Source organism: Pseudomonas sp. VMV1 (assembly GCF_056790235.1).
The window spans coordinates 182831-195568 of sequence record NZ_JBXGSE010000004.1 but is presented as its reverse complement, the minus strand read 5'-3'; the positions used below and the strand labels follow the sequence as shown (position 1 = coordinate 195568).

Annotated in this window: 10 protein-coding genes; 3 read left to right on the top strand and 7 right to left on the bottom strand. The window is 66.2% G+C overall.

Annotated features, from left to right (window positions below):
- Positions 1 to 117: 117 nt before the first annotated feature.
- The 6 genes from adeC to ACUCV0_RS15185 form a co-directional block, all read right to left on the bottom strand.
- Positions 118 to 1620, bottom strand: coding sequence for an AdeC/AdeK/OprM family multidrug efflux complex outer membrane factor (gene adeC, locus ACUCV0_RS15210; protein ID WP_454252422.1), 1503 nt, complete (start codon positions 1618 to 1620; stop codon positions 118 to 120).
- 1 nt (position 1621) lies between these two features.
- A complete protein-coding gene (locus ACUCV0_RS15205) occupies positions 1622 to 4759 on the bottom strand; it encodes an efflux RND transporter permease subunit (RefSeq protein ID WP_482213042.1) in 3138 nt (1045 codons plus the stop codon).
- Between the two features lie 12 nt (positions 4760 to 4771).
- On the bottom strand, positions 4772 to 5965 hold the full coding sequence (locus ACUCV0_RS15200) for an efflux RND transporter periplasmic adaptor subunit (RefSeq protein WP_271653883.1): 1194 nt from the start codon (positions 5963 to 5965) through the stop codon (positions 4772 to 4774).
- 344 nt (positions 5966 to 6309) lie between these two features.
- Complete coding sequence (locus ACUCV0_RS15195) at positions 6310 to 6888, bottom strand: YceI family protein (RefSeq protein WP_059313566.1); 579 nt, start codon at positions 6886 to 6888, stop codon at positions 6310 to 6312.
- 34 nt (positions 6889 to 6922) lie between these two features.
- Entirely contained in the window at positions 6923 to 7477 is a 555-nt protein-coding gene (locus tag ACUCV0_RS15190; protein WP_482213041.1) for a cytochrome b, read from the bottom strand.
- A 173-nt stretch (positions 7478 to 7650) separates the two neighbouring features.
- On the bottom strand, positions 7651 to 9228 hold the full coding sequence (locus ACUCV0_RS15185; RefSeq protein ID WP_482213040.1) for a flavin monoamine oxidase family protein: 1578 nt from the start codon (positions 9226 to 9228) through the stop codon (positions 7651 to 7653).
- A 174-nt stretch (positions 9229 to 9402) separates the two neighbouring features.
- Here ACUCV0_RS15185 and ACUCV0_RS15180 point away from each other — a divergent pair, with 174 nt between their 5' ends.
- The 3 genes from ACUCV0_RS15180 to ACUCV0_RS15170 all read left to right on the top strand — a co-directional run bounded on the left by ACUCV0_RS15180 (position 9403) and on the right by ACUCV0_RS15170 (position 12268).
- Positions 9403 to 10803 carry an adenosylmethionine--8-amino-7-oxononanoate transaminase gene (locus ACUCV0_RS15180; RefSeq protein ID WP_059313563.1) on the top strand — a complete coding sequence of 467 codons (1401 nt, stop codon included), beginning with the start codon at positions 9403 to 9405 and terminating at the stop codon, positions 10801 to 10803.
- Between the two features lie 13 nt (positions 10804 to 10816).
- Positions 10817 to 11545, top strand: coding sequence for a 16S rRNA (uracil(1498)-N(3))-methyltransferase (locus ACUCV0_RS15175; protein ID WP_059313562.1), 729 nt, complete (start codon positions 10817 to 10819; stop codon positions 11543 to 11545).
- A 63-nt stretch (positions 11546 to 11608) separates the two neighbouring features.
- Positions 11609 to 12268, top strand: coding sequence for an HAD-IA family hydrolase (locus ACUCV0_RS15170; RefSeq protein ID WP_271653878.1), 660 nt, complete (start codon positions 11609 to 11611; stop codon positions 12266 to 12268).
- Here ACUCV0_RS15170 and ACUCV0_RS15165 read toward each other — a convergent pair.
- Positions 12265 to 12735, bottom strand: a complete 471-nt coding sequence (locus ACUCV0_RS15165; protein WP_482213039.1) for a chemotaxis protein CheW — start codon at positions 12733 to 12735, stop codon at positions 12265 to 12267. The genes ACUCV0_RS15170 and ACUCV0_RS15165 overlap by 4 nt on opposite strands.
- Between the last annotated feature and the right edge of the window lie 3 nt (positions 12736 to 12738).

Here is a 12738-nt window from a genome sequence, read left to right as displayed (position 1 = left end):
AGAGACTCCGGAAGAAAGGGACAGGGGGCAGTATACCCAGCCCCTCACCGGCGTCGATAGACCGGGCCTCCGGACAAAGAAACGCCGGCACGGGGCCGGCGTCGCTCAGACCAGGGGTTATGGCTTGGCGGCCAGCGGCGGCCGGGTCTGGCTGCGTTCCAGCCAGCCACCGCCGAGGGCCTTGTACAGGGTGACCTCGCTGTTGAGCTGGTTGAGTCGGTCGGTGATCAGCTGCTGCTGGGCGCTGTACAGCGAGCGCTGGGCGTCGAGTACCGTGAGGTAGTTGTCGATGCCCTGGCGATAGCGCAGGTTGGCCAGGTCGTAGTACTCCTGGCTGGCCTGCACCAGGTCCTGCTGGGCCTGCAGCTGGTCGTCGTAGGTGCCCTTCGCCGCCAGGGCATCGGCCACTTCGCGGAAGGCGGTCTGGATCGCCTTCTCGTAGGTGGCGACGTTGATGTCCTTCTGGATCTTGGCCGCATCCAGGCTGGCCTTGAGGCTGCCGGCGGTAAAGATCGGGATGTTGATGCTCGGCGAGAAGGTCCAGTAGCCGGAGCCGGCGTCGAACAGGCCATTGAGATCCCGGCTGGCCGTGCCGCCCTGGGCGGTCAGGCTGATGCGCGGGAAGAAGGCCGCCCGGGCCGCGCCGATGTTGGCATTGGCGGCGCGCAGTTGCAGCTCGGACTGGAGGATGTCCGGACGCTTCTGCAAGAGATCCGACGGCAGGTTGGCCGGCAGGTCGGCGAGCAGGTCCTTGCCATCCAGGCCCTTGCCTTGTGGCAGGTCCGCCGGGATCGAGGTGCCCAGCAGCAGAGTCAGGGCGTTGCGATCCTGAGCCACCTGGCGGGTGTACTGCGCCAGATTCGCCCGCGCTCCTTCCAGGGCGGTACGCGCCTGACGCAGGTCCAGGCCGCTGGCCACGCCGTTCTCGACGGTCTGCCGGGTCAGGTCGTAGGAGCGCTGGTAGGCGGCGAGGGTCTCGCGGGTCACCTGCAGCATGCGCTGGTCGGTGAGCCAGGCGTAGTAGGCATTGGCCACTTCGGACACCAGCGAGATCTGGGTGCTGCGGCGCCCTTCGCTGGTGGCGAAGTAGTTGAGCAGCGCCTGCTCGCTGAGGCTGCGCAGGCGGCCGAACAGGTCCAGCTCATAGGAGGTGAAGCCCAGGGTCACGCTGTACTGGCTGCTGATGCTGCCACCCCCCCCGCCGCCCGCGCCGTTGGCACTGTTGCCGGCGAGCAGTTCGCGGATGGCGGAGACCTGGCTTAGGTCTTCCGGCTGACGGGAACGGGTACCGGTGCCGCTGACACCGATATCGGGAAACAGCTCGGCACGCTGCACGCGGTACTGCGCCTGGTACAGCCGCACGTTCAGGGCGGCCTGGCGCAGGTCGCGGTTGTTGTCCAGCGACAGCTGGATCAGCCGCTGCAGCGCCGGGTCGCGATAGAAATCGCGCCAGCCGATGTCCGCCGCCTGCTGGTCGCGATTGACCGTGAGGGCATCGTAGGCCTGGCCGTGGGGCCAGGCATTCTCCACTGGTGCATTGGGCCGCTGGTAATCGGGGATCAGGCTGCAGCCGGAGACGGCCAGCATGCCCACCACCACTGCCAAGACAGACTTCTTCATATCAGTGTCCTTCCTTGCCATGGGCTTCCTGGTCCTTGCTGGCCTTGTCCTTGAACAGGCTGCTGACCACCACGTAGAACATGGGAATCCAGAAGATCGCCAGGACCGTGGCGGTGAGCATGCCGCCGATCACGCCGGTACCGACTGCGTGCTGGCTGCCGGAGCTGGCGCCCGAGGAGATCGCCAGGGGCACCACGCCCAGGATGAAGGCCATGGAGGTCATGATGATGGGCCGCAGGCGCATGCGCGAGGCTTCCACCGCCGCATCGACGATGTTCTTGCCGCCCTCGTGCAGCTCCTTGGCGAATTCCACGATCAGGATGGCGTTCTTCGCCGCCAGGCCAATGGTCGTCAACAGACCGACCTGGAAGAAGACGTCGTTGGCCAGGCCACGGAAGTAGGTAGCCAGCAAGGCCCCCACCACCCCCAGCGGCACCACCAGGATGACCGCGATCGGGATCGACCAGCTCTCGTACAGCGCCGCGAGGCAAAGGAACACCACCAGCAGCGACAGCGCATAGAGCGCCGGCGCCTGGGAGCCGGACAGCCGTTCCTCGTAGGACAGACCGGTCCAGGCGATGCCCACGCCCTGCGGCAGGTCCTTGGCCATGCGCTCGATCTCGGCCATGGCGTCACCGGTGCTGTAGCCAGGCGCGGCGGAACCGAGGATCTCCAGCGAGGAGATGCCGTTGTAGCGCTCCAGCTTGGGCGACCCGTAGATCCATTCGCCGCGGGCGAAGGCCGACACCGGCACCATCTCACCTGAGCCGTTGCGCACGTACCACTTGTTGAAGTCCTCGGGGTTCATCCGCGCGCTGGCTTCGCCCTGCAGGTACACCTTCTTCACCCGACCGCGGTCGATGAAGTCGTTGACGTAGCTGGAGGCCCAGCCGATGGACAGGGTCTGGTTGACGTCGCTCTGCGACAGGCCCAGGGCCCGCACCTTCTCGTCGTCGACGATGAGCTTGAATTGCGGCTCGTCGTTGAGGCCGTTGGGACGGGTCTGCATCAGCTTGGAATTCTGCGCGGCCATGCCGAGCAGCTGGTTACGGGCGGCCATGAGCGCCTCGTGACCGATGCCGCCCTGGTCCTGCAGATAGAAGTCGAAGCCGGTGGCGTTACCCAGCTCCAGTACCGCCGGCGGCACGATGGCGTAGACGATGGCGTCCTTGATGCCCGACAGGTAGCCCATGGCCCGACCGGCCACGGCGCTGGCACCGTCGCGCGCATCCGGGCGCTCTTCCCAGGGCTTGAGCTGGATGAAGGCCAGACCCGAACTCTGGCCGCGACCCGCGAAGTTGAAGCCGTTGACGGTGAACATCGAGCTGACCGCGCTCGAGTCGTTCTTCATCATCATCTCGCGCATGGTGTCGAGCACCTTTTGCGTCCGCTCGGCAGTGGAGCCCGGCGGCGTGGTGACCTGGGCGAAGATCACGCCCTGGTCCTCTTCCGGCAGGAAGGACGACTGGATACGGGTGAACAGGAACACCATGACGCCGACGATCAGCACATAGAGCAGCAGGAAGGGCACCTTGTGGCGGATCACGGCGGCCACGCTGCGCTCGTAACGGTGCTGACCGTTTTCGAACTTGCGGTTGAACCAGCCGAAGAAACCGCGCTTCTCGTGGTGCCCCTGCTTGACCGGCTTGAGCAGGGTGGCGCACAGCGCCGGCGTCAGGATCAGGGCCACCAGCACCGACAGCACCATCGAGGAGACGATGGTGATGGAGAACTGGCGATAGATCACCCCGGTGGAGCCACCAAAGAAGGCCATGGGCACGAACACCGCCGACAGCACCATGGCGATACCCACCAGGGCGCCTTGGATCTGGCCCATGGACTTGCGCGTCGCCTCCTTGGGCGAAAGGCCCTCCTCGGCCATCACCCGCTCGACGTTTTCCACCACCACGATGGCGTCGTCCACCAGCAAGCCGATGGCGAGCACCATGCCGAACATGGTCAGGATGTTGATGGTGAAACCGGCGGCCAGCAGCACCGCGAAGGTGCCCAACAGGACCACGGGCACGGCGATGGTGGGAATCAGGGTGGCCCGGAAGTTCTGCAGGAACAGGAACATCACCAGGAACACCAGCAGGATCGCCTCGCCCAGGGTCTTGACCACCTCGTGGATGGAGGCGGTCACCACTGGGGTGGTGTCATAGGGATAGACCACTTCCATGCCCGGGGGCATGAACGGCTTGAGACGGTCGATGGTGGCGTGGACCGCCTTGGCGGTGTCCAGGGCGTTGGCCCCGGTGGCCAGACGCAGGGCCATGCCGGACGCCGGCTTGCCGTCGAACTGGGCATCGATGGAGTAGTTCTCGCCGCCCAGTTCCACCCGCGCCACATCGCGCAGCCGGACCTGGGCCCCGCTCTGGTCCACCTTGAGGAAGATCTTGCCGAATTCCTCGACGCTGGTCAGACGGGTCTTGCCGATGATAGTGGCGTTGAGCTGCTGTCCCGGCACCGCCGGCAGGCCACCGAGCTGACCGGAGGCGATCTGCACGTTCTGGCTCTGGATGGCGGCGCTGACATCGACCGGGGTGAGCTGGTACTTCACCAGCTTCTGCGGATCGAGCCAGATGCGCATGGCGTACTGGGCGCCAAACACCTGGAAGTCACCGACACCGGTGGTCCGGGCGATGGGATCACGCATGTTGGAGACGATGTAGTTGGACAGGTCTTCCTTGGTCAGGGAGCCATCCATGGACACCAGGCCCACCACCATCATGAAGTTGCGCTGGTACTTGGCGACGCGCATGCCCTGCTGCTGGACTTCCTGCGGCAGGAGCGGCGTCGCCAGCTGCAGCTTGTTCTGCACCTGGACCTGCGCGATATCGGGGTTGGTGCCCTGGTTGAAGGTCACGATGATGGTCATGCTGCCGTCGGAGTTGGACTCCGAGGAGATGTACCTGAGGTTGTCGATCCCGTTCATCTGCTGTTCGATGACCTGGACCACGGTGTCCTGCACCGTCTGCGCCGAGGCGCCCGGATAGGACACCTGGATCGAGACCGCCGGTGCGGCGATGTTCGGGTACTGGTTGATCGGCAGATTGAGGATCGACAGGATGCCGGCGAGCATGATCACCAGGGCGATTACCCAGGCGAAAATGGGCCGGTCGATGAAGAACTTGGACATCGGGCGCTCCCCTTACTGACCCTGACCCGCCGGCTTCTGCTCGGCGGAGGCGATGTTGCTCGCCGGCTTGGCGGTGACGGTGGCACCCGGTTTGATCTTTTGCAGGCCCTCGGTGATGACCTTGTCACCGGCCTTGAGGCCATCGGTGACCAGCCAGTCGGAACCGACGGTACGCTCGGTCTTGAGTACTCGTTGCTCGACCTTGCCCTCGCCGTTGACCACCATGGCGGTGGGCTGGCCCTTGAGGTTGCGGGTCACGCCCTGTTGCGGTACCAGCAGGGCGTTCTGGCGCACTCCGGACTGCAGCTGGGCACGCACGAACATGCCGGGCAGCAGCAGCTTGTCGGGGTTGGGGAATTCGGCGCGGATGGTCACCGAGCCGGTGCCCTGATCCACCGACACCTCGGCGAACTTGAGCTTGCCGGGACGGCTATAGGCGCTACCGTCCTCCAGCATCAGCTTGACCTCGGCGGCGTTCTCGCCCTGCACCTTCTGCAGCTGACCGCTGTCCAGCTCGCGACGCAGGCGCAAGAGGTCGGTGGCGGACTGGGTCACGTCGACATAGATGGGGTCCAGCTGGGTGATGCTGGTCAGGGCGGTGGTCTGGTCGGCGGTGACCAGGGCGCCTTCGGTCATCATCGAGCGACCGATGCGGCCGGAGATGGGCGCGGCGACCTTGGTGTAGGCCAGGTTGATCTCAGCGTTGCGCAGGGCGGCCCTGGCCGATTCCACCTGGGCTTCGTTCTGCCGCTGCATGGACAGCGCATCGTCGGCTTCCTGCTTGCTGATCGCCTGCTCCTTGACCAGGGCGCCATAGCGCTGGGCCTTGAGCCGGTTGGAGGCGAGCGTGGCCTGCGCCTGGGCCAGGGAGGCCTTGGCGGAATTGACATTGGCCTCGTAGGTGCGCGGATCGATCTGATAGAGCTGGGTGCCGGCCTTCACGTCGGCGCCTTCGGTGAAATAGCGCTTGAGCAGGATGCCGCTCACCTGGGGACGGACCTCGGCGATGCGGAAGGCGGCGGTACGCCCGGGAAGTTCATCGGTCAGGGTCACGGTGCGAGGTTCCATCGTCACCACCCCGACTTCCGCGGGCTTCTGCTGCTGTTGCTGCTGGTCCTTGTTGTCCTGCTTGCCGCAGGCACCCAGGGCCAAGGCTACGGCCAGCAGGGCGGGAGCGAAAAAGGCATGCGCCGGCTTGATCTGCATATCAAAAGTCCTTGAAAGCTGGGAAATGAGCATGCGCAGCGCGCCTTGTGGATCCGCACCGGCTCGAGCATAGGAATTATTATCAGACAAATATACTTACGTTCACGACTGTTTGTAAATAACCCAAGTGCCATGCTCGGGTATCTCGCCGGATGCTCCGACGCTCGTGAAAAAGGCCATGCTGACAAAACCGGGCCCGTGCGACGACCTCGGTAGCAGACCATGAGGCAGGAGCCGAGTTCTGCCGGGAAATTTCCCTGGCGTCCACTCCATCGCCAAAAACGACCAGCCACAAAAATGCCGGACGAATCCGGCATTTTTGGTTACAACCTGAGGGCGTCCCGTTACTGGCGCACGCCTTCGAAGGACAGCATGAATTCCACTTCCTGGGACTTGGGACCAAGGTCCTTCTGGATGTTGAAATCCTTGAGCTTGAGGGTGGTGGTGCCCTCGAAGCCGGCGCGGTAGCCACCCCACGGGTCCTTGCCCTCGCCCATGAAGTGGGCCTTGATGGTGACCGGCTTGGTCACGCCGTTCAGGGTCAGGTTGCCGGTGACGTCGGCGGTGCCGTCGCCGGTGGGGGTGACCTTGGTGGATTCGAAGCTGGCCTGGGGATGGGCGGCGACGTTGAGGAAGTCGGCGCTGCGCAGGTGCTTGTCACGCTCGGCGTGGTTGGTGTCGACGCTGTCGGTGTTGATGGTCACCTTGACCTTGTCGGCGGAGGGATCCTTGGCATCGAAGCTGAAGTTGCCGTCGAAGTCCTTGAAGGTGCCGTACAGCCAGCTGTAGCCCAGGTGCTGGATACGGAACTGGATGAAGGCGTGCTGGCCCTGCTTGTCGATCTTGTAATCGGCGGCCATGGCCTGGCCAGCGCCCAGCAGAGCGGTACCCAGGGCCAGGGCGGCAACGGTTTTCTTCAGCATTGGATGGAGCTCCATGTGGTGGTGGGAAAGGCGATCAGTGCGGGGTATGGACCCGGCCGAGCATGCGGACCAGGGTGCCGTCGCGGTCGACGAAGTGGTGCTTGAGGGCGGCCACCACGTGCAGGCCGGCCAGGACGATCAGCGTCCAGGCGAACCAGAGATGGATCTTGCCAGCGGTGTCGGCCTGCTCCGGCAGACCACTCAGAGTCGCCGGGACCTTGAACCAGCCAAAGACATCGATGGCCACGCCATCGGCGGTGGAAATCAGGTAGCCGGCCACCATCACGGTGAGCATCAGTCCATAGAGCAGGAAGTGCCCGGCACCCGCGGCGCGGCGCACCAGGGGGCTGCCTTCCACCGGCGGCGGCGGGCTGACCAGGCGCCAGAGCAGGCGCAGCACCAGGGCGATCAGCAAGAGGATGCCGGCGCTCTTATGCAGCTCGGGGGCGGTGTGGTACCAGGTGTCGTAGTAGTCCAGGGTCCGCATCCACAGACCGGAGGCGAACATGGCGATGATCGCCAGGGCCATGACCCAATGCAGAACCAGACTTACCAGACCGTAGCGAAGGCCGTCGTTGCGCCAGTGCATCGCTTTTCTCTCCTGAAAAAGCTTTGCCTAAGCCTAGCCGCAAACGTATCGATGGAAAGCGGAAAAAGTGTCGAATCAATATCGAAGGATTCGATGGATCGGAGGGCGCGCGAGCGCCTCGTCCGGTCCGGCCCAGACGCTGCGCAGCGGCAGCGTCCGGGCTCAGGTCGCGATCAGAACGACCAGTGGAACAGCTTCCAGAAGAAGCCGTGCTCGCCACTGGCCTTGGCCGGCGCGGCGTCGCCGGCCTTGGGCGCGGCGGCCGGTTGGGCGGCGGTCTTGGCACTGGCCACGACCGGCACCACGGCCTTGCCGGCCTTGAGGTCGCGGACCTGGCCGGCGGCGCGCTGACCGCTGGCCAGGGCGCCTTCCAGGGTGCCCGGATGCAGCGGGTCGGTGTGCTCGCCAGCGAAGATCACCCGGCCGGCCGGCTTTTCCCACAGCCGCCAGTAGCGAGTGATCTGGCCCGGACCATAGGCCAGATAGGCGCCGCCCAGGCCCGGATCGCGGCTGTAGCGACGGACTTCGTAGCCGGAGAAGGCCCCGCGCGCCTTGGGATAGAAGGCATGGAAGCGGATCAGCACCTGGTCGACCATCTGCTTGTCGCCAAAGGCCTGCACCAGGCGTGCGCTGTCACCGGCCAGGTTGACCAGCACATTGGCGCCGCCCTTCACGTCCGGCTCCACCCACAGCATGCCCAGGCCCTGGTCGCTGTAGATTTCGCCGCTCATGCGCGACTTGCTGTCCCACACCGGGGTCTTGAACTTAAGCAGGATCTGGTCGCGCCAGCCATAGGTGGTGCCCTTGATCGCCGCCTGCTGGGTAGCATCCAGCGCCGGCGTCATCTGCACCTGGCCAAGGGCGCGCAGCGGCACCGCCATCACCACATAGTCGGCCTTGTAGCCGGTGGTACCGGCCTTGACCACGACGCCGTCCTTGTCCTGGACGATGCTGGAGACCTTATTGTCAGTCTTGATCGTCTTGATCTGCTTGACGAAGGCCTGGGCCAGCACCTCGCTGCCACCGGGCAGACGGGAGGCGCGGAGGTCCTTGTCGTCGACGCCGCGATAGACGCGGGTCTGCTGGGCCAGATAGAGCAGCGACAGACGCGAGGGCTCGTCGTAGCGGACGCGGATGCGCTGGTTGATCAGCTGGCGCGCCACTGGCGGCAGGTTCTGCTTGTCCAGCCAGGTGGCGGCGTTGATCTGGTCGAGGGCGTGCAGGGTCGGGGTGGCGGTCGGCTGCAGCGGATCGCTGATGGCGGCGGCCAGATCGTCCAGGGACTTGTCGACGCGCTTCAGGGCATCGGCCACGGCCGGCATCTTCTGCGCCAGGTCGTCCTGGGAATAGTACTGGCCTTCGATCAGGTAGCCCGGGGTGCGCACGAAGGACGGCGCGTCCACGGTCTTGAGCTTGAAGGTATCCAGGTAGTGGTTGAGCAGCGGCTGGGCCTTGGTGTCGCCGATCCACTCGCTGGAGGCGAGACCGGAGCGGCCACCAACCCGCGGGCCGGCTTCCAGCAGGGTCACGTTCCAACCCGCCTGCTGCAGTTCATAGGCCGAGGCCAGCCCGGCCATGCCGGCGCCGACCACGATCACCGAGGGACCACTGGGCGCGACGGGCGCAGCGGCGGCCTTTTCCGGCGCCTTGTGCGTCTCCTTATGCGCCTTCTCGGCGGCGCCTGCGCTCAGGCTGGTAGCGAATACGCCGGCTGCCAAGCAGACGGTAAAACCTGTCCAACGCGACGACATCTTTTCTAGACTCCTGGGACCGGGGAACAGCGGTGGCGCAGCATACGCCAGCGGCCACGGGGCCACTAGCTGCCGCCACGACCGGCAATCGGCCCGCGCCTTGCTCCCGTCGCGCGCCCTGGCTTAGGCTTGCGCCCCCTTTTTATCGCCGGGCCCGCCGCCAGGAGACCGCCAATGACCAATCACGACTGGATGCGCCGTGACCTGGAGGTGCTCTGGCACCCCTGCACCCAGATGAAGGATCACGAGCAGCTGCCGGTGATCCCGATCCGCCGCGGCGAAGGTGTCTGGCTGGAGGACTTCGACGGCAACCGCTACCTGGATGCCGTCAGCTCCTGGTGGGTCAACGTCTTCGGCCACGCCAACCCGCGCATCAACGAACGCATCAAGGCCCAGGTCGACCAGCTGGAGCACGTCATCCTCGCCGGCTTCAGCCATCAGCCGGTGATCGAGCTGTCCGAGCGCCTGGTCGCCCTGACCCCGGCCGGTCTCGACCGGGTGTTCTATGCCGACAACGGCTCCTCGTGCATCGAGGTGGCGCTGAAGATGAGCTATCACTACTGGCGCAACGTGGGGCAGCCGGAAAAGCGCCGCTTCGTCACCCTGACCAACAGCTACCACGGCGAGACGGTGGCAGCCATGTCGGTGGGTGACGTGGCGCTGTTCACCGAGACCTACCAGGGCCTGTTGCTCGACACCCTCAAGGTGCCGAGCCCGGACTGCTACCTGCGTCCCGAGGGCATGGGCTGGGAAGAGCATTCACGGCAGATGTTCGCGCACATGGAGCGCACCCTGGCCGAGCACCACGCCAGTGTCGCCGCGGTCATCGTCGAGCCGCTGATCCAGGGCGCCACCGGCATGCGCATGTACCACCCGGTCTATCTGCGCCTCTTGCGCGAGGCCTGCGACCGCTATGGCGTGCACCTGATCCATGACGAGATCGCCGTGGGCTTCGGCCGCACCGGTACGATGTTCGCCTGCGAACAGGCTGGCATCCGTCCGGACTTCCTCTGCCTGTCCAAGGCCCTCACCGGCGGCTACCTGCCGCTGGCCGCCTGCCTGACCACCGACGCCGTCTACCAGGCCTTCTACGACGACTACGACACCCTGCGCGCCTTCCTGCACTCGCACAGCTACACTGGCAATCCGCTGGCCTGCGCCGCCGCCCTGGCGACCCTGGACATCTTCGAACAGGACGACGTCATCGAAGCCAACAAGCCGCTGGCGCGGCGCATGGCCGAGGCCACGGCCCACCTGGTCGATCATCCCCACGTTGGCGAAGTGCGCCAGACCGGCATGGCCCTGGCCATCGAGATGACCGCCGACAAGGCCCGCCGCACGCCCTACCCCTGGCAGGAAAGACGCGGCCTTGCGGTCTATCAGCACGCCCTCTTCCGCGGCGCCCTGTTACGGCCGCTGGGCAACGTGGTCTACTTCCTGCCGCCCTATGTCATCACCCCCGAGCAGATCGATTTCCTCGCCGAGGTAGCGACCCAGGGCATCGACCTCGCCACCCGTACCTCGGTCAGTGTCGCCCTGAGCGACCTGCACCCCAACCACCGCGATCCCGGCTGATCTGGAGTCCGCCATGCGTCTCACCCGCTGCCACCTCGACCTGCCCCTGGCCCTCGGCCGCCTGGACCTGCCCGAGGCCCAGGCCCACTACCTGGGCCGCGTGCTGCGCCTGGCGCCGGGGGATGCCGTGCAACTGTTCGACGGCAGCGGCCAGGAGTACCTCGGCCAGGTCGTCGAGGTGGGCAAGAAGACCCTCAGCGTCGAACTCACCGAAGCGCTGCCCGGCCAGCCGGATTCGCCCCTGCAGATCCACCTCGGCCAGGGCCTGTCCCGCGGCGAGCGCATGGACTGGGCGATCCAGAAGGCCACCGAACTGGGCGTGGCCGAGATCACCCCGCTGGTCAGCGAACGCTGCGAGGTGCGCCTCAAGGACGAACGCGCCGACAAGCGCCTGCAGCACTGGCGCCAGGTGGCCATCAGCGCCTGTGAACAGTGTGGTCGCTCCAGCGTGCCCCTGATCCATCCGCCGCAACTGCTGGCTGACTGGCAGGCCGGGCTGGACGCCGATCTCAAGCTGGTCTTGCACCCGGTTGCCGAGCCGCTGGAGAGCCATGCCCGCCCCGCCCGTCTGGCGCTATTGATCGGCCCCGAAGGCGGCCTGAGCGATGCCGAAGTCACGGCCGCCCGCGCTGCCGGTTTCCAGCCGGCGCGCCTGGGCCCGCGGGTGCTGCGCACCGAGACCGCCCCGGTGGTGGCCCTGAGCGTCGCCCAGCAACTCTGGGGTGATTTCCAAACCCCCTGACCGGCCTGACGGGCCGCTGCGGCGGCCTGCCCCCTTTCCTACGGATAGTTCTTGGAGCCCTGGATGACCCTGCCCTCTCGCCCCTACGCCGCCTTCCTGTTCGACATGGACGGCACCCTGCTCACCAGCGTGGCCTCCGCCGAACGTGCCTGGAGCACCTGGGCACGCGGCCACGGCCTCGACCCGGCGGACGTCCTGGCAGTCATGCACGGCGTGCGCGCGGTGGAGACGGTGAAGCGCTTCGCGCCCGCCGGCGCCGACATCGAGGCCGAGACCCGCGCCATCACCGAACTGGAGATCGCCGATGTCGCCGACATCCAGGAAATCCCTGGTGCCGCGGCCTTTCTTGCCAGCCTGCCAGCCGGCAGCTGGGCCCTGGTCACCTCGGCATCACGCCGCCTGGCCGAAGTCCGGCTCGCCGCCGCGGGCATGGCCCTGCCGCCGGTGATGATCTGTTCCGAAGACGTCACCCAGGGCAAACCGGCGCCCGACTGTTTCCTGGCCGGGGCGCGCAAGCTGGGGGTGGAAATCGGTGATTGCCTGGTGTTCGAGGATGCCCATGCCGGCTTCGCCGCCGCCAAGGCGGCCGGCGCCGATGCGGTGGCCATCACCGCCACCCATCGCGAGCCACTGGAGCTGGGCCTGCCGACCCTGGCGGATTACCGCAGAGTCACTGTCAGCCCGGATGAAAACGGCGGGATGCGCCTTACCCGGCAGGACTAGAACACGCCAGCAGCGGCCAGCCGCTCTTCCACCCCGATCAGATCGGGGATACGCGCCGTGCCGCCTTCGTAGGCCACGGCGCCCAACTCCAGGGCTGCCAGGGGCACCTTGGCGGCGTCCAGTTCCGGGGTGATGCGCAGGGAGCGCGGAATGCTCCGAATCAGCAGGGCGAGGAAACGTACCCGGTCGCGCCCCCCCAGGGCGTTGAGGATGGCTACCCGTGCGTGGCGGTCGCCATCGAATTGCGCAGCACTGCCACTGGACAATGCCTCGAAGCTGATCAGCGGCAGACGCAGATCACGCCAGGCCACCTGACCCAGGCACCACTCCGGCTGCACCGGCAAGGGGCGAATCTCGCGGCATGGCACCAGTTCGGCCACCGCCGCATTGGGCAGCAGCAGGGTGCGATCGGCCAGGGTCAGCAGCAGACCGGTCAGGTGTTCGGCGCCGGGTGTGGTGGTCGACATCGG